Source organism: Pantoea agglomerans, from assembly GCF_021397715.1.
In the GTDB taxonomy this organism is placed as follows: Bacteria; Pseudomonadota; Gammaproteobacteria; order Enterobacterales; family Enterobacteriaceae; genus Pantoea; species Pantoea astica.
In genome coordinates this window covers 3,687,468-3,705,355 of the sequence record NZ_CP090207.1, presented here as the reverse complement: position 1 = coordinate 3,705,355, position 17,888 = coordinate 3,687,468, and the positions used below count along the sequence as shown (strand labels likewise).

Genomic DNA, 17,888 nt, shown 5'->3' with positions numbered 1-17,888 from the left:
TTCTGCTATGTCGTTTGCGGCTGTGGCGGCGTTGCCGTATTCAATTGGAAACCAACGCTGCGGTACGCTTTATAGCGGTCGCGCGCCAGCTGTTTGAGAGATTCTTCGTAAGGAACGAAGTCTATCACTTCATGGAAAGCAGTAGCAAAATCTGCGAACTGTGGCAGCAGGCTAATTAACAGGTCGCGCGGCGAACTGCCGCGACGCTGCGGCCAGGCCAGTTCAACCGGCGCGCCGTAGCGCGGGCCTTCACCGGCAAGGTTATGCGGCACGAAGGCGTTTGCCGGTCGTTGCCACAGTGCTTCGTCGAGACGAATTGCCTGCTGCTCATCTTCACAGGCGATCAACACCCGCTTTCCGGCCCGCCAGCGTGTTTCCGCCAGATTGCACACCAGCGCTTCAATGGCGCTCAGGCCGTCGCTCGGTGCATCGGTTTCCAGCACGTAGAAGGTTGCGTTTTTCATCAGTTTGCTCGTCAGAAGATCAAGGGCGGAATCTCATCCGCCCTTGTAGTCAGCATTGAGGCGATCAATCGTCGCCGTTCAATCCTGCCCGATTCAACAGAAACTGCGACAGCATCGGCACCGGACGACCGGTGGCGCCTTTGGCTTTGCCTGAACGCCATGCGGTACCGGCGATGTCGAGGTGCGCCCAGTTATATTTGCGGGCAAAGCGCGCCAGGAAGCAGGCGGCGGTAATCGCGCCGCCAGGCCGGCCGCCAATGTTAGCCATGTCGGCAAAATTGGACTCCAGCTGCTCCTGATACTCATCCGCCATCGGCAGACGCCAGGCGCGGTCACCCGACTGCTCAGAGGCGCTGATCAGCTCATGCGCCAGCGGATTATGGTTCGACAGCAGACCGCTGACGTGGTGGCCCAGCGCAATCACGCAGGCACCGGTCAGGGTCGCGACGTCAATCACCACTTCCGGATCGAAACGTTCGACATAGGTCAGCGCATCGCACAGGACCAGACGGCCTTCGGCATCGGTATTCAGCACTTCCACCGTCTGACCAGACATGGTGGTCAGCACGTCGCCCGGACGCATCGCCCGGCCATCCGGCATGTTTTCACAACCGGCCAGCACGCCGACCACGTTGAGCGGCAGGTTAAGCTCGGCCACCATGCGCATTACGCCATAGACCGAGGCCGCGCCGCACATATCATATTTCATCTCGTCCATGCTGTCGGACGGCTTAATCGAGATACCGCCGGAGTCGAAGGTCAGGCCTTTACCGACCAGCACGATAGGGCGTGCGTCGGCATCCGGGTTGCCTTTGTACTCAATCACCGACATCAGCGATTCGTTCTGCGAACCGGCACCGACCGCCAGATAGGCGTTCATCCCCAGCTCTTTCATCTGCTGTTCGCCGATGACGCGGGTGGTGACATTTTTGCTGAAGGCATCCGCCAGCTGGCGCGCCTGCGAAGCAAGATAGGCTGCGTTACAGATGTTTGGCGGCATATTACCGAGATCTTTCGCCGCTTTCATCCCGGCTGCGACCGCCAGACCGTGCTGGATCGCGCGCTCACCGCTGGTCAGTTCACGGCGGGTCGGTACGTTAAATACCAGCTTGCGCAGCGGACGACGGGGTTCCGCCTTGTTGCTCTTCAGTTGATCGAAGTTATACAGCGCCTCTTTCGAGGTTTCGACCGCCTGACGCACTTTCCAGTAGGTGTTACGGCCTTTGACGTGCAGCTCGGTCAGGAAGCAGACCGCTTCCATTGAGCCGGTATCGTTCAGCGTATTGATGGTTTTCTGGATGACCTGCTTATACTGACGCTCGTCGAGCTCGCGCTCTTTGCCGCAGCCAATCAGCAGAATCCGCTCAGAGAGGATGTTGGGCACGTGATGCAGCAGCAGTGTCTGGCCTACTTTTCCTTCCAGCTCGCCACGGCGCAGCAGGGCGCTGATATAGCCGTCGCTGATTTTATCCAGCTGTTCGGCAATCGGTGACAGACGGCGCGGTTCGAAAACGCCAACGACAATGCAGGCACTGCGCTGTTTTTCCGGGCTTCCGCTTTTTACACTGAACTCCATGCACTCTCCTGAATCTTAAAGACAACGGCCGCTGCTGCCGCTAGAATGTAGCGCGCTCATGACCCATTTATTCATCGTGGCAGCATGACAATCTGCCGCTGGAGGTCATAATGAATCAGGGTGACAAGATGTTGTTTTTCCACCACCCATGCGCGTTTGTCATACAATTTTAGCTACGATGACGGCCATTGATGAAGAAAAATGGCAAATAAGCGTTGAAACTAGCGATTTTCCTGCAAAAAGACAAGTTTTCACAGGCGTACTAAGCGTGATCATCATTAGATATCTGGTTCGGGAAACGCTCAAAAGCCAGCTGGCTATCCTCTTCATCCTGCTATTAATCTTCTTTTGCCAGAAGTTAGTCAGGATTTTAGGAGCCGCGGTGGATGGCGAAGTGCCGACAAACCTCGTTCTGACTCTGTTAGGACTGGGTGTGCCTGAAATGGCACAACTTATACTGCCCCTGAGTCTGTTTCTGGCGATCCTGATGACGCTGGGACGACTCTACACGGAAAGTGAAATTACCGTGATGCACGCCTGCGGCCTGAGTAAAGCCGTGCTGGTCAAGGCGGCGATGGTCCTGATGCTGTTTACCTCGCTGGTGGCGGCGGTGAATGTCATCTGGCTCGGTCCCTGGTCATCCCGTTATCAGGATGAAGTGACCCAGAACGCCAAAGCCAATCCAGGTACGGCGGCGCTGGCGGCCGGGCAGTTCCAGACCTCCAGCGATGGCAACGCGGTACTGTTCATCGAGGATGTCAAAGGCAACCAGTTCGGCAACGTGTTCCTGGCGCAGTTACGGCCAAAAGGCAACGCGCGGCCGTCGGTGGTGCTGGCTGACAGCGGTCATATGGAACAGTATAAAGACGGTTCGCAGGTGGTGACGCTGGATAAAGGCACCCGCTTTGAGGGCACCGCCTTGCTGCGCGACTTCCGCATCACTGACTTCACCAACTATCAGGCGCGCGTCGGCTACAAAGAGGCGACGCTGGACCCGAATGATGCGGAGCAGTCGAGCTTTACCGGCCTGTTCGGCAACGATTCGCCAACCTTCCGCGCCGAGCTGCACTGGCGGTTGACGCTGGTGTTTTCGGTGCTGGTGATGGCGCTGATGGTGGTGCCGCTCAGCGTGGTCAATCCACGTCAGGGCCGGGTGCTGTCGATGCTGCCTGCGATGCTGCTCTATCTGATCTTCTTCCTGCTGCAAAGCTCGCTGAAGTCGAGCGGGGCGAAAGGGCGGCTCGATCCGGCCGTCTGGATGTGGGTGGTGAATATCGGCTATCTGCTGCTGGCGGTACTGCTTAACCTGTGGGATACGGTGCCGATGCGTCGGGTCCGTGCCCGCTTCACACGCGGAGGATCGGTCTGATGTTTCGCGTACTTGACCGCTATATCGGCAAAACCATCTTCAATACCATCATGCTGACGCTGTTCATGCTGGTGTCGCTCTCCGGCATCATCAAGTTCGTCGATCAGCTGCGTAAAACCGGCCAGGGCAGCTACAGCGCGCTCTCCGCCGGTTATTACACCCTGCTCAGCGTGCCGAAAGACATTGAAATCTTCTTCCCGATGGCGGCGCTGCTCGGCGCACTGCTGGGGCTGGGGACGCTGGCGCAGCGCAGTGAGCTGGTGGTGATGCAGGCCGCCGGTTTCACCCGTATGCAGGTGGCGCTGTCGGTGATGAAAACCGCGATTCCGCTGGTGCTGCTGACCATGGCGATTGGCGAATTTGTCGCGCCTTCGGGCGAGCAGATGGCACGTAACTACCGGGCGCAGCAGCTGTTTGGCGGCGCGCTGGTGTCGACGCAAAATGGCCTGTGGGCGAAAGATGGCAACAACTTCATCTTCATTGAGCGTATCAAAGGCGACAATGAAATTGATGGTGTCAGCATTTACAGCTTCAACGATCAGCGTCGGCTGCAGAGCGTACGCTTCGCTGCGACCGCTATCTGGGATGCGGCGAAAAAGCGCTGGATTCTGTCGCAGGTGGATGAGTCAAACCTGACCGATCCTAAGCAGATTACCGGCTCGCAAAGCCTCAGTGGCGAATGGAAAACCAACCTGACGCCGGACAAACTCGGCGTGGTGGCACTCGATCCGGACGCGCTGTCGATTCGCGGCCTGTATAACTACAGCAAATATCTCAAGCAGAGCGGCCAGGAGTCCGGGCGTTATCTGCTGAATATGTGGGGCAAGATCTTCCAGCCGCTGTCGGTGGCGGTGATGATGCTGATGGCGCTGTCGTTTATCTTTGGCCCGCTGCGCAGCGTGTCGATGGGGGTGCGGGTAGTCACCGGCATCAGCTTCGGCTTCCTGTTCTACGTGCTGGACCAGATTTTCGGCCCGCTCAGCCTGGTTTACGGCTTGCCGCCGATTCTGGGGGCGATATTGCCGAGCTTCGCGTTCTTCGCCATCAGCTTGTTTATGCTGATCAAGCGGCGCTAAGCGAGCACCGCAACTGAAAAAGGCCGCGCAAGCGGCCTTTTTGTTTTTAACCTGCCGGCTCAGGAAGCATACGCCTTTCGCAAAGAGGCAAAAGCGCATCGGTGGCCGGTGATGATTGGCTGCAGGCGCAGGCTTCCATCGCTTTACGAATGAGCTCTCCGGAAACCGCTGTTTCAGCGGCGGAAAGCGGCTTCAGGCCACGCTATTTATCCAGCCTGTTATCCAGCCAGACAATGCGGGCAGAGCGGCTGGCAACTGCGACAGCAGATAGAGAATCAGACCAATGGTACCGCCCACCAGCGTGCCGTTGATGCGAATAAACTGCAGGTCTTTGCCGATATTCAGCTCGATTTGCTGTGACATCTCGCGCGCATCCCAGCTCTTCACGGTGTCGCTGATATGGCGCGTCAGGAAGCCAGCAAACTCCGGCGCTACGCTGCGCGCCGCCTGTTCGAGGTGCTGGTTCATCGAGTCACGCAGCGCCGGATCGGCAGCCAGGGTTTCGCCCAGCCACAGCGCCGCGCCGCGCACTTTCTCCTGCACCCGCGAATCGTCGCTGCTGAGGTCCGCTTTCAGCCAGTTACGCATATCGTTCCACAGCTCGCCGATGTAGCGATTAAGCGTGGCATCCTCTTTCAGCCAGCTCTTGATCACCTCGGCGCGCTCCGCCATCTCCGGGTCGGTTTGCAGTTTAACGATCAGGCGCTCCACCGCCCGGTTAAAGCCGAGACGCAGCTCGTGCCCCTGATCCAGCGCCACATCATCCAGCAGCGAATCGACCGCGTTCGCCACCAGTTCAGCGCTGTGCTCGCCCAGCCACTCGGTCGGCAACATTTTGGCTTTGATCGGATGCTCACGCTTCAGCCAGCGCACCAGTTGCTGCGCAATGAACTCGCGGGTTGAGGGCTTATGCAGCAGCGCCAGCAGCTGCTCGATCGCCGCGTCCAGCAGCGCCTGATGACGATTATTTTTGGTCAGGCTCTCCAGGATCAGCGCGCTGGTCTGCGTCAGATCGACCTTATCGATAGCGCGATGCACCGCGCGGCGCATGAAGTTCTGAATACGCGTGTCGTCGGTCAGATCGAGGAAGCCGCGCATCACCTGCAGCAGATGCCGCCCGATGCGATCGGCATTGCCGGGCGCATTCAGCCACTGCGCCAGCAGGTGCGACGGATCGTGACGGCGTATCAGGCTCAGCAGAGAATCGGTATCGAGAAACTTCTCCTGCACGAAGCGGCCGAGATTCTCACCGATACGGTCTTTGTTGCGCGGAATAATCGCGGTATGACGCGAGATAAAAGGCACCGGCACCCGGCGAAACAGCGCCACTACCGCAAACCAGTCAGCCAGCGCGCCGACCATCGCCGCTTCCGCTATCGCTTTCACGCCGCTGACCCAGAAGCCGGGCGGCAGAAACAGGGTGATGATGAAGGTGGCGGCGGCCAGTAACAGCAGCAGCAGCGCCAGACGTTTGGTCCGTTTCAGTTCGTGTTGTTTATCCATATCCCGATCTTAGCAGAGCGCGTTGTTCAGCGGCGGCGGCCACCCAGCAGGCTGCCGAGCACGCCGCGGATGATCTGGTTAGTTATCTGGCGGGTGGCGCTTTTCGCCATGGTCTGCACTACGCCATCGTGCTTACCGCCGCGTGGCCCGGTATGGCCAAACAGAATCTCTTTCAGTCCGCCGAGAATGCCCTCATCAACGGCCACGCTGTTGCCTTTGGCGGGCGGCGCATTGGTCTGTTCGCCGCTGGCCTGAAAGCCCTGCTGCAGCCGTTCAAAGGCTGATTCGCGATCGACCTCGCTGTCATATTTGCCATACAGCGGCGAGTGGTTGATCAGCCCGTTACGTTCATCGGCCGTTACCGGTCCCATGCGTGATCCGGGCGCAATCACCATCGCCCGCTGGACCACCGACGGGCTGCCTTTGGCATCGAGAAAAGAGATCAGCGCTTCGCCGGTGCCCAGCGCCTGAATCGCCTCCACGCTGCTGAAGGCCGGGTTAGCGCGCAGACTTTCGGCGGCCGTTTTGACCGCTTTCTGATCCTTTGGCGTAAAGGCGCGCAGGGCGTGCTGTACCCGATTGCCGAGCTGTCCCAGCACCCGATCCGGAATGTCTGCCGGGTTCTGGGTGACGAACCAGACGCCAACGCCTTTGGAGCGAATCAGCCGCATCACCTGTTCGATCTTTTCCAGCAGCACCGGCGGCGCGTCGTTAAACAGCAGATGCGCCTCATCGAAGAAGAATACCAGCTTCGGCTTATCGGGATCGCCCGCTTCCGGCAGGTGCTCATACAGCTCAGAGAGCAGCCACAGCAGGCTGGTGGCGTAGAGTTTCGGCAGCTGATAGAGCTTCTCTGCCGAGAGAATATTGATAAAGCCTTTGCCCTGATCGTCGACCCGCATCCAGTCGGCGATATCCAGCATCGGTTCACCGAAGAAATGCTCGGCACCCTGCTGCTCCAGCGTCAGCAAGCCGCGCTGAATCGCCCCGACCGAGGCGCTGTTAATGTTGCCGTAGTGGGTCTGAAAATTTTTGGCGTTGTCGCCGATGTACTGCGTCATGGCGCGCAGATCTTTGAAATCGAGCAGCAGTAAGCCCTGATCGTCGGCGATGCGGAAAATGATCTGCAGTACGCCGCTCTGGACTTCATTAAGGTTCAGCAAGCGCGCCAGCAGCAGCGGACCGAGATCGGAGACGGTCGCCCGCACCGGATGGCCTTTTTCACCGAAGATATCCCATAGCATCACCGGATTGCCTTGCGGCTGCCAGTCGGTGACGCCAATGCTGGCCAGCCGCTGCTGGAGTTTTTCGCTGCTCTGGCCCGCCATCGCCACACCGGTCAGATCGCCTTTCACATCGGCCATAAACACCGGTACGCCAATCGACGAGAACGATTCGGCCAGCTTTTGCAGGGTAACGGTTTTACCGGTGCCGGTCGCGCCGGTAATTAATCCGTGGCGATTGGCCATTTGCGGTAACAGTTCAAGCTGAACGTCGATGGTGCGGGCAATCAGTAGCGGGGAAGTCATGATTTTCCACTCTCAGGCAAGGGGTTATGCCTGAAGAATAGCAAGCGGGGCGGGGTAAAGCGGAGAACTTTTCACCAAAAAGCAGGCCGTTGCTCCGCAGAGCAACGGGCCAGGTTACTTCTGCACGTCTTCGAAATTGAGCAGGCTGACGCCGATCCCCTGCTGCACGTTGCGGATATTGCTGCGCACCGCCACCTGAGTCGCGCCCTGCAGCATCACGACAAAGGGTGATGACTGCTGCACCTGGGTCTGTAATTGCTGGTAACGGCTGCGACGTTTAACCGCATCGCTCTCACCGGCTGCGGCACGGGTGGCGGCGCTGAGTTCAGGGATGCTCCAGCCGACCCGCCACGCCAGCGTTTTGCCGCCGCCCGGCACGTTATAGGCAAAGGCGCTGGCGTTGGTGTTGGGATCGACATAGTCCGCGCCCCAGTAGGAGAAGATCGCCTGGAAATCGCGGCTGCGCATTTTACTCCACAGCTCCGATTCCGCCACCGGCTGAATATCCAGATTCACCTCCGCTTTGGCGAAGCTGGCCTGCAGCGCCTGCGCCACATCGATGTAAGGAGGCTGATTGACCACCGTCAGGGCAATGTGGGTGCCAGGCTTGATGCCAGCCTGTTGCAGAATCGACTGCGCCTTTTTCAGATCGTAATGGAACGGCGTGCTGTTCAGCGCGCCATCAAAACCGTCCGGCAAAAAGCTCTGATGAATGCGGTATTGCCCCTTTAACAGCTGATTCGCCAGGCTGTCATAATCGACCAGCCAGCGCGCCGCCTGCCACAATGCCGGGTTAGCCAACGCCGGTTGCTGCGGGCTTTGGGTGTTAAAGCCGAGGTAGTAGATCAGGCTGGAAGGGAAGGCATCGACCCGGACATCTTTCGTGCCTTTCACCGCGGCGATCTGATCCGGCCCGAGCTGATAGGCGACATCCACATCACCCTGCTGGATCAGCAGACGACGGGTGCCTGGCTCGGCGACCCCTTTCAGCAGCACCCGTTTCAGGTGCGACGGCTGCGTGCTGTTGGGATTGGCTTCCAGCACCAGCGCCTGCAGCGGCACAAACTGTTTGATGGCATAGGCGGCACTACCGGCGGAATGCGTTTTCAGCCAGCCATTGCCGTAGTCGTTGTTTGCGGCATGCTGTTGCGCCAGCTTGCTGTCGACCAGCGAGGCGACGGGCGCGGTGAGCAGTCGCAGTGCCAGATCGCTGCCGATTTGTGCCGGCCAGCGCAGCTCAAGCTGGTGGTCGTTAATCACCGTAAACTGCTGGTCAATGTTGTCGGGCGTCCAGCCAAATTCACCCAGGATGAACGAGGGTGCCTTATTGAGTTTCACCGCGCGGGTTAACGAAAACACTACATCCTGGGCCGTCAGGGGATTGCCGCTGGCGAAACGGGCCTGCGGATTGAGATCAAATACCAGGCTGTGTGGAGTTTTTCCCGGCTGCCAGCGGCTGGCCGCCAGTGGCGATAACTGCTGCGGGTCCTGATGATTCGGCTCCAGCAGTGTTTGATAAATGTTACGCAGGCTGCTGCTACTGATGGTTTCGAAACTTTCCGCCGGATCAAAACTGATGATGCCATCGAGTGGCACCGCAATCACCAGCGTATCGGCGGGCGTGGCGGCGTACACCGGGTGAGCCAGCGCCACGGCGGTAAGCAGTGAAAGAAGCGTTTTACGCATAAAGAGTTATCCTGAGTAGTTGATTAACCTACTCTATCTGGCGTGGAGAAAACTCAAAATGCCGGTTTGTTCTGAGCTTTGCACAATTATTACCAGCGTGATTCAGGCAAATGAACAAATAAAGATAGTGACCGACCGTAATTATTCTGACGGAATTTTGCGCATTATTTAAATAACGCCGGTTCCGCGCCACCGATCACATTTTGCGCGCTATCTGATTGTCTGACACTCAAAGTAAATATAATGTTGCCAATAAGAATAATTCTCTTGTATGGAAGTATGATATTTTTTTATCGGTTATTCTGCGTGATGATGACTGACCGAAAATAATAGTGTGCCGATACGCGGTAAAAACCGCCCTTTACCCGACGATTGTGCGGTTTTAGAATAAATTTCCTCGATCTAAAACTTTTACCAGCCTGTAACCTCAACGCAACACCATGATAAATTTTCACTAAAACACATCTCAAATTCAATTTTTACATTCAGACACATCTATATCCCTAAGATTGCCAGGTTATTAACCGATATGTTCCGTTATTCACATAAAAATTATTATACCCACCCTGTAGGTTCTGCAGACGTCTGTGCTGTGCGCGTTGATTCTCTGAAGTGACTGGCAATCTGCCAGCCGCTCGCGCTGCCAGCCTGACGATTGCGTAGCCTGTCAGTCGGGTATTTAGCAGATGAGAGTCGTGCGGATATGCTGTTACAAAAACCCACCACCAGGCGTAAATTTTTGCTGGGCTCATTACTGGCGTTGCCATTAAGTGAGCTGGTCTTTAAAGGCATCACTGCCGCCCAGGCTGCAGAGATGGCCGCCCCGGAATTAGCTGACTATAAACCCATCTTTTTCTCTGCCGATGAATGGCAGTTTATCCTTGCGGCCACCGATCGTTTGATTCCGGCGGGCGGCAAAGGTAAAGCGCCAGGCGCGCTGGAAACCAACGTGCCGATCTTTATCGATCAGCAGCTGCACAGCGAAGAGTTTGGCAGCGAAATCTACCTGCAGGGCCCGTTCAATATTCAGGCGCCCGCCACCATGGGCTACCAGATCCCGTTCCGTCCACAACAGATGTATCAGACCGCTATCCGGCTGATTAATCAGTGGTCGCAGAACACTCACCAGAAAGCGTTTCATGCGCTGACGCTGGAAGAGAAAGATGCGGTGCTGACCCAGGTCAATAAAAACGACATCGACTTTGCGGCGCTGGGCGAACCCAACCTCAAGGCGTCTCAGTTCTTCAGCCAGCTGCTTTCAGATACCAAGCACGGTTACCTCGCGGACCCGATGTACGGCGGCAATAAAGGCATGAAAGCCTGGATCGCCATCGGCTTCCCGGGCGCGCGTGCCAGCTTCACCGAATGGGTGAAACAGCACAACGTTCCGTATCCGCTGGGTCCGGTCAGTGTTAAAGGCGAGCGCGCGTAAGACGCATTCCGAATCAGGGTTTTGAAACAGGATTATCATGGCACAGGTTACTAAAAAAGAAGTCGACGTCGTCGTCTGCGGCCTCGGCTGGGCCGGCTCGCTGATGAGCATCGAACTGGCACTGGCAGGACTTGAAGTGCGCGCGCTGGAGCGCGGCGGCGATCGTGATTACGACGAGTTCGCCTACCCTAAACCGGCGGATGAATACGCCTACGCGGTGCGCAACAAAGTGTTCGCCACCCCGGCAGAAGTGGCGGTTACCGTTCGCTACAACAGCAGCCAGACGGCGCTGCCAACCCGTAAATGGGGCGCGTTTGCACCCGGCACCGGCGTCGGCGGTTCTGGTCTGCACTGGACGGCGGTACTGATCCGTCCAACGCCTACCGATATCAAACTCAAGACTTATGTCGATGAGGCGTACAAGCCAGGCATTCTGCAGGATGATATGCGGGTGATGGATTTCCCGTTCAGCTGGGAAGAGATCGAGCCTTACTACTACAAATTCGAACTGATTTGCGGCCAGTCGGGTAACACCGGCAACCTGCGCGGCCAGATTCTTGAAGGCGGCGATCCGTTTGAAGGACCGCGTTCGGAGCCTTATCCGCTGCCGGCGCTGGATGACACGCTGAACAACGTGATGTTCAAGGAAGTGGCGAAAAAGCTCGGTTACCATCCGTTCCCGAACCCGTCCGCCTGCGTGTCACGCGCGTGGAAAAACCCGTACGGCAACCAGATCGCGCCGTGCAACTACTGCGGCTACTGCAGTAAATATCCGTGCCTCAACTACTCCAAAGCCTCGCCACAAACCGCGGTCATGGATTCGCTGAAGCGGATGCCGAACTTCTCTTACGAAGTGAACGCGGAAGTGATCAAGGTAGTGCTGAACGATGATAAGAAAACCGCGAAAGGGGTGATCTACATCGATGCACAGGGCAATGAGTGCTTCCAGCCCGCCAAAATTGTGGTGCTGAGCAGCTTCCAGCTCTACAACGTGCGTCTGATGCTGCTCTCCGGCATCGGCAAGCCGTATAACCCGATCACCGAAGAGGGTGTAGTAGGACGTAACTACGCCTTCCTGTCGAACGGCGGCGCAACCCTGTTCTTCAAAGATAAAAACTTCAACCCGTACGCCACCGCGGGCGCCACCGGCCAGATGTTTAACGATATCTCGCCAGGCAACTTCGACGGCCCATCGCTCGGCTTCCTCGGCGGCGCGAAGATCCACAGCTCCCAGGCGACCGGTACGCCAATCAGCACCGCGCTGCCAAAAGGCACGCCAACCTGGGGCCTGGGTTACAAAGAGGGACTGGAAGAGTGGTACGGTCATTCAATGAAGATCAGTATCACCACCACCTGCCAGTCTTACCGCGATATCTATCTGGATCTCGATCCGAACTACAACGATCATCGTGGCCTGCCGCTGCTGCGCATGACCTTTAACTGGAAAGAGAATGAGCTCAAGCTGCAGCAGCACCTGAAAGGCATCGTCGGCAACATCGCTAAAGAGCTGAACCCGGACAGCATGAGCATGAGCTTCCTGCCGATGGGCGCGGACTTTGACCTGACCAAGTATGTCTCTACCCACAACGTGGGCGGCGCGGTGATGGGCGATAACCCGAAAACCTCGGCGCTGAACAAGTACCTGCAGAGCTGGGACGTGCATAACGTCTTTGTGCCGGGCGGCAACGCCTTCCCGCAGAACTTCCAGGCGAACCCGACCGACACCATCGGCGCTATTACGCTGATGGCGGCACAGGCGATCAAAGATCAGTATCTGAAAAATCCCGGCCCACTGGTACAGGCATAAGCGCATGAATAAGCTGAAACTGACATCCTTTTTATTCGCCAACGCAGTGCTGTTGGCCAGCGGTTTTGCCCTGCCAGCACACGCTGAAGATGAGGCGCAACTGATCAAGCAGGGTGAATATCTCTCCCGGCTGGGCGATTGCATGGCGTGCCACTCATTACCAGGCAAACCGGACTATTCGGGCGGGCTGGCGATTGAGTCGAATCTCGGCACTATCTTCTCCACTAACATCACGCCGGATAAAACCCACGGCATCGGCAACTACAGCGAACAGGAGTTCTCTGATGCGGTGCGTAAAGGGGTATTACCGGACGGATCGCGGCTCTATCCGGCAATGCCATACCCGGATTACGCCAAAATCAGCGATGCTGATATGCACGCGCTGTATGTCTACTTTATGAAAGGCGTACAGCCGAGCGCGGAACAGCCGCCGGAAACCAAACTGAGCTTCCCGTTCAGCCAGCGCTGGGGCATGCGCTTCTGGAACTGGGCGTTCACCTCGGACAAACCGTTCCAGCCGATTGGCGGCGCCTCTGCCGAGATCAATCGTGGTGCTTACATCGTCGAAAGCCTGGGCCACTGCGGCAGCTGCCATACGCCGCGCGGTCTGGGCATGAACGAGAAAGCGCTGGATAGCGGTGATGACAAATTCCTGGCGGGCGGTAGCCTGAATAACTGGGATGTGCCGTCACTGCGCGGGCTGCCGCGCTGGAGCGAGCAGGAAATCGTGGATTACCTGCAGACCGGCCGCAACGATAAAGCGGCGGTGGGCGGCGAGATGACCTCGGTGATTGAGCACAGCAGTTCGCACATGACCGACGCTGACCTGAAAGCGATTGCCGCCTACCTGAAATTCCTCGGCGGTAACCCGCCGTTGCAGGCTTATAACGTCCAGGCGCAGCAGGCGACCGAAGCGAAGCTGACCGCGGCGAAGAACCTGAGCGAAGGCGAGCGGCTCTATCTGGATAACTGTGGCGCCTGCCACTTTGTTACCGGCAAAGGCGCACCGGGGATCTTCCCGGAGCTGGATCAGGCGACGATCGTGAATGCCAAAGATCCAACCGGATTAATCCACACCATCCTGGCCGGTGCGCAGCAGCCATCGACAGAGAAAGCGCCGTCGAAACTGGCGATGCCAGGCTTTGGTCAGCGTCTGAGTGATGAAGAGGTGGCGAAGCTGGCGACCTTTATCCGTCAGGGCTGGAGCAACAAGGCACCGGAAGTGAGTAAAGATCAGGTTGCTGAAGTGCGGAAAACGCTGAAGTAACAGATGAAAAGGGTGCCCGGTCACGGGCACCCTTTATTTATGTTTAGCGTATTGATGATTAGTGGAAAGTGCGCACCACTTCCAGCACGCCGTTGATCACGAACTGCACGCCCATACAGACCAGTAAAAATCCCATCAGGCGCGAAATCGCCTCAATGCCGCTTTTACCCACGATTCTCATGATCGCCCCCGAACTGCGCAGCGAAATCCATAAAATCAGGCTCACCAGCAGAAAGGTCAGCACCGGCGCGGTATTCACCACCCAGACCGGAAAATCGATGCCGCTTCTTACCGTCGAGGCGGAAGAGATGATCATCGCAATGGTGCCCGGCCCGGCCGTGCTTGGCATCGCCAGTGGCACAAAGGCGATATTCACCGACTCTTTGGTTTCCTCCAGCTCATCCAGTTTCTGCTTTGCTTCGACAGAATGGCCGGCAGGCTTAGCCGGAAACAGCATCCGAAAACCGATAAACGCCACGATTAACCCGCCGGCAATGCGCAGGCCAGGGATCGAGATGCCGAAGGTATCCAGCACCGCATTACCGGCATACCACGCCACCAGCATGATGGCGAAAACGTAGATGGAAGCCTGTCTGGCCTGGCGGTTGCGCTCCTCGAAGTTCATGTCACCCGCGAGGCCAAGAAACAGCGCCACGGTAGTGAGCGGATTGGCGAGCGGCAACAGCACCACCAGCCCCAGACTGACCGCTTTGATTAACTCCAGCATGTTAAAATCATCCGTGAGTGATTAGTGTTTCGGACGCTCCAGCGCTTCGATTAATTCCGGGAAGAAGTCCTGCAGAATTTCGGGCGTCATCAGTTCCGGATACTGCATCAGATGCTCACGGATACGTTCGTTAATATCCGGCAGCAGACGCTGGGCGGCGGCGCTGGCGGTGATTTTGTGTTTCTTCATCGCGCGCAGCAGGTCGGCAGGCAGCGAATCTTCATCATCCGCATCATCGATCATCTCCAGCGCATCCAGCTCGTCAAACATCTCCATCAGCGCTTCGGTTTGCGGCGTGCGTGATTCATATTCACGCGGATGTTCATCTTCCAGGAAGCGCAGCATGGCGCGCATCGGGGTGCCGTCTGGCGTGGCCGGTGGCTCGGAGGCGAACCAGCTCAGTAGCTGGTGCATGGTGATCTGGTGGACGCGGAAGCCGCTGTCGACCAGTTCGTCAGCCAGCAGCTCGGCGGTTTCGTTTTCTATCAGACAGATGTGAGTGCGGTTTGGCTCATACTGATCCAGCCACTGATAGATCTCTTCAATCACGCCATCGTCGTACTCGAATTTTTTGGTGAAGTAGCTGTCGTCCTGGTCGTGAACGCAGGCCTGAATCCGATCGGGGTCGAAGTAAAGTGCGATGTTGATGCCTTTCATGCGTGCTGTCCTGTAGAAATCAAAACAACACTATAGCGCTCAACGTGCGGATAAGGGAGTGTCGGGGTTCACAGCGTGAAATGTAGCGAGGACTGGACCGGCCAATGCTCCCCGCTTTGTCGATGCAAGAGGGGAGTCAGCGGCGCGACGGCTTTATCAGGAGATAAAGTTTTTGCCCTGTTTTAACACCACGTCACAGGCTTTGGTTTTCAGCTTCTCGCCCATCGGCGAGCTGCTCAGGCTCTGCAGGTTGAGCTGCTGGCCGTTGCCGGTATTCAGCAGGCCCGCGACGCCCTGGGTGTAGTCAGTTTTCTGTTCCTGCGCGGTGGTGGTGTTCAGGCCGAGCTTGCTCAGCACCTGATCTTTCACCGACTGCACGTTGTTTTTCACCACGTTGTGCTCGACGCAATACTGCATCACGCCCGCCGCGTTGGTCATGCTGTTAGCGCTGACCGCTTTGTCGCCACCGTTCAGCAACCCGGTCAGGGAAGAGAGCGACAGACCGCCATTCTGCTGGCTGGTCCCGGTAGTGGTGCCGGAGTTCGTTCCGCTGTTCTGCTGGCTGAGCTGCGATGCCGCACTGCTCAGTTGATCCTGCCAGCTGGCGGCTGATGCACTGCCCGCCACCAACAGTGCCGCTAATCCCCATCCCCACGCGCTGCGTTGTGCTTGTTTCATCTCAACCTCTGTCTGTAATTGTATGGCCTCTTCAGCCTTGCTAAGAGCCACTGGCGAGCAGAAAGTTCCTGAATTTATCCATTAATAAGGCCTTTGGGAATATTCTGTAATCTCAGATTAAATAGCGTTTTCGATAATTTGTAGATTATTTACCTCTTCGCCTGGCGCAGAAGGATAATATGATTTTATCGGTTGTAATATTTTTAAATATTCATTTATATCATTGTTATCTTTCGCAGGATAATTCCTGGTTAAGGTAAATTTCCCCGCTGGGCTTAAATGTTTATTTTTAAGGTAGGTGCTTTTGCGCAGTTATGATTGTTGGTTAGAGTTATTTGATCTTAACTGTTTGTTTTAATGATTTTTTTGATCTATTGCTTAAAGTTATACTCTGCCATTTCAGCATTTTAATAACGCTGTCATGACTCATTTTTCCGCTATTTTTACGCAATGAATTTTTTATTCCGCCTTGCGAAATTCGTGAGAGTGTTCATGCTTAATCACTGTGTCAGGCAGTTGTGGCGATTATTTAAAAGTATTGATTTAACGGGAGCGAATATATGGCGGGGCAGCCAGAACACGATAAAGATGCTGAGGTAACGCTGAAACTCGCGGAAGAGCAGATAGCGCTGACAAAGCAAACCGTTGTCGATGGACATGTCCGCGTAACCCGTTCCACAACCGAGCATGACGAGGTAATCAGTACGCTGCTTAACCGGGAGAAGGTTGAGGTTGAGCATGTAGCGAAAGCACAACGCGTCGAGACGATGCCCGAAATCAGGGAAGAGAACGGTGTACTGATTGTCCCGGTAGTAGAAGAAGAGATTGAAGTAGTCAGAAAACTGGTGCTTAAAGAGGAGATTCACATCCGAAAAGTGCAGGAGAGCGTTCCTTTTCAGGATGTGGTTACCCGACGTGAGCAGCAGGCGAAAGTAGAGAGAGACGACGATCGGTAATAAACAGCTAACAAGAGAGGAATCTATCATGGCACAAGAAAAAATCGTAACACTGTTCGATTCTGCGATTCAGGCAGAGGCCGCGAAAAGAAATCTCGTGAAAGCAGGCTTTTCTGATCGGGACATCAGTCTTATCAGTGGAGAACGTTTGCAGCAGGAAGGCCAGTCAATTAAGCACCCGAGCATCTGGCAGCGCCTGTTTGGCCACACCGTTGATAAAGAGCAGGCGGATGTTTACACCAGAGCGATGGATAAAGGCGGCGTGGTACTGACGCTGCGCACCGAAGAAGAGAAGCTGGCGCGTGCCATGACTATTCTGCATTCGCATGACTCGGTTGATGTGCCATCGCGGATGCAAAGCTCAGTGGAGAACGGCGCACCTGCAGCAGGTATTAATCCGACCGCCGGTAAGCAGTTTGCCGGAGAGACCAACGATCGCCAGTTTGAGGATCGACAGGTTGAGCCACGACGCACCTCACTGACCGGTGATGAGAGCGAAGAAGATATTCTGCGCCTGGCCGAAGAGCAGATTGAAGTTGGTAAGCGTCTGGTGAGTGAAGGTTCGACCCGGGTTCGCCGCTATACCGTGACGGATCAGGTCTCTGAAGATATCTCGCTGCACGAGCAGCACGCTGACATCTTCCGTCGTTCGGTGAATGAACCGGCACTGGCAGGTGAAGTGGACTGGTCCGAGAAAACCGTCGAAGTGGCTGAAACCCACGAGCAGCCGGTGATCAACAAAACGACCCACGTGAAAGAAGAAGTGGTGGTGCGTACTGACGGCAGTGAACGTACCGAGACCATTAATGACACAGTACGTCGTCAAGAGGTGGACATCGACCATGCGCGGGCTGGACTGGATAACGAACTATCACCAACCGGTGCAGCAGGGGTTAAACCCGCTACCGCAGCAGGTGTGGGCACGCAGTCGCCAGGCGTAGCCACCGAGCGCGACCACAAAGCCGGCCTGACTGAGAAAGTGAGTGAGAAAGCCAGCGAAGCGAAAGACAAGGTTGAGAACAAGCTGAAACAGCGTGATTACGACCATTCGCATTGAGGTGCTCATCCTGTCAACAATGAGTGCTAATGGGCATCGCTGATGCCCAATGCTGAGCATGCAAAAGGGGTCAACCGTGAGGTTGGCTCTTTTATTTTGGGGTG

Annotated in this window: 15 protein-coding genes; 7 read left to right on the top strand and 8 right to left on the bottom strand. The window is 56.3% G+C overall.

Going from position 1 to position 17,888, the window contains the following annotated elements; genetic code table 11:
* Positions 1-5 precede the first annotated feature (5 nt).
* Positions 6-464, bottom strand: a complete 459-nt coding sequence (locus LZU96_RS17675) for a DNA polymerase III subunit chi (protein WP_031375818.1) — start codon at positions 462-464, stop codon at positions 6-8.
* A gap of 64 nt (positions 465-528) precedes the next feature.
* Positions 529-2,040 (bottom strand): leucyl aminopeptidase, encoded by a 1,512-nt coding sequence (pepA, locus tag LZU96_RS17670; protein WP_031375817.1) that lies wholly within the window; start codon positions 2,038-2,040, stop codon positions 529-531.
* A 268-nt stretch (positions 2,041-2,308) separates the two neighbouring features.
* Between pepA and lptF the strand changes: the two genes are divergently transcribed.
* Positions 2,309-3,409 carry an LPS export ABC transporter permease LptF gene (gene lptF, locus LZU96_RS17665; RefSeq protein WP_233985423.1) on the top strand — a complete coding sequence of 367 codons (1,101 nt, stop codon included), beginning with the start codon at positions 2,309-2,311 and terminating at the stop codon, positions 3,407-3,409.
* The gene (gene lptG / locus LZU96_RS17660) at positions 3,409-4,485 is read left to right on the top strand and encodes an LPS export ABC transporter permease LptG (protein ID WP_233985422.1); all 1,077 of its coding nucleotides are present in this window, start codon (positions 3,409-3,411) and stop codon (positions 4,483-4,485) included. The genes lptF and lptG overlap by 1 nt, the downstream gene beginning before the upstream one ends.
* A gap of 192 nt (positions 4,486-4,677) precedes the next feature.
* Here the strand turns inward: lptG and LZU96_RS17655 are convergent, their stop codons facing one another.
* The 3 genes from LZU96_RS17655 to LZU96_RS17645 form a co-directional block, all read right to left on the bottom strand.
* Complete coding sequence (locus LZU96_RS17655; protein ID WP_233985421.1) at positions 4,678-5,988, bottom strand: DUF445 domain-containing protein; 1,311 nt, start codon at positions 5,986-5,988, stop codon at positions 4,678-4,680.
* Positions 5,989-6,014: 26 nt separating this feature from the next.
* The gene (locus LZU96_RS17650; protein WP_233985420.1) at positions 6,015-7,517 is read right to left on the bottom strand and encodes a helicase HerA-like C-terminal domain-containing protein; all 1,503 of its coding nucleotides are present in this window, start codon (positions 7,515-7,517) and stop codon (positions 6,015-6,017) included.
* Between the two features lie 114 nt (positions 7,518-7,631).
* A complete protein-coding gene (locus LZU96_RS17645) occupies positions 7,632-9,203 on the bottom strand; it encodes an ABC transporter substrate-binding protein (protein ID WP_233985419.1) in 1,572 nt (523 codons plus the stop codon).
* Positions 9,204-9,906: 703 nt separating this feature from the next.
* Here LZU96_RS17645 and LZU96_RS17640 point away from each other — a divergent pair.
* From LZU96_RS17640 to LZU96_RS17630, 3 genes are read left to right on the top strand one after another with little or no spacing between them, the layout of a single operon-like run.
* The gene (locus LZU96_RS17640) at positions 9,907-10,635 is read left to right on the top strand and encodes a gluconate 2-dehydrogenase subunit 3 family protein (RefSeq protein WP_233985418.1); all 729 of its coding nucleotides are present in this window, start codon (positions 9,907-9,909) and stop codon (positions 10,633-10,635) included.
* A 37-nt stretch (positions 10,636-10,672) separates the two neighbouring features.
* Positions 10,673-12,442, top strand: coding sequence for a GMC family oxidoreductase (locus LZU96_RS17635; protein ID WP_233985417.1), 1,770 nt, complete (start codon positions 10,673-10,675; stop codon positions 12,440-12,442).
* Positions 12,443-12,446: 4 nt separating this feature from the next.
* Positions 12,447-13,709, top strand: coding sequence for a c-type cytochrome (locus LZU96_RS17630; RefSeq protein ID WP_233985416.1), 1,263 nt, complete (start codon positions 12,447-12,449; stop codon positions 13,707-13,709).
* A 58-nt stretch (positions 13,710-13,767) separates the two neighbouring features.
* On the opposite strand, the gene LZU96_RS17625 is transcribed toward LZU96_RS17630, so the two are convergent.
* From LZU96_RS17625 to LZU96_RS17615, 3 genes are all read right to left on the bottom strand, one after another.
* Positions 13,768-14,436 (bottom strand): MarC family NAAT transporter, encoded by a 669-nt coding sequence (locus LZU96_RS17625; RefSeq protein ID WP_233985415.1) that lies wholly within the window; start codon positions 14,434-14,436, stop codon positions 13,768-13,770.
* A 21-nt stretch (positions 14,437-14,457) separates the two neighbouring features.
* Entirely contained in the window at positions 14,458-15,093 is a 636-nt protein-coding gene (locus tag LZU96_RS17620; protein WP_233985414.1) for a hypothetical protein, read from the bottom strand.
* Between the two features lie 156 nt (positions 15,094-15,249).
* Positions 15,250-15,771 (bottom strand): DUF2501 domain-containing protein, encoded by a 522-nt coding sequence (locus tag LZU96_RS17615; protein ID WP_233985413.1) that lies wholly within the window; start codon positions 15,769-15,771, stop codon positions 15,250-15,252.
* Positions 15,772-16,331: 560 nt separating this feature from the next.
* On the opposite strand from LZU96_RS17615, the gene LZU96_RS17610 reads away from it, so the two are divergent.
* Both LZU96_RS17610 and LZU96_RS17605 read left to right on the top strand, forming a co-directional pair.
* A complete protein-coding gene (locus tag LZU96_RS17610) occupies positions 16,332-16,727 on the top strand; it encodes a DUF2382 domain-containing protein (RefSeq protein ID WP_233985412.1) in 396 nt (131 codons plus the stop codon).
* A 28-nt stretch (positions 16,728-16,755) separates the two neighbouring features.
* Positions 16,756-17,784, top strand: coding sequence for a YsnF/AvaK domain-containing protein (locus tag LZU96_RS17605; protein ID WP_233985411.1), 1,029 nt, complete (start codon positions 16,756-16,758; stop codon positions 17,782-17,784).
* Positions 17,785-17,888: the final 104 nt, after the last annotated feature.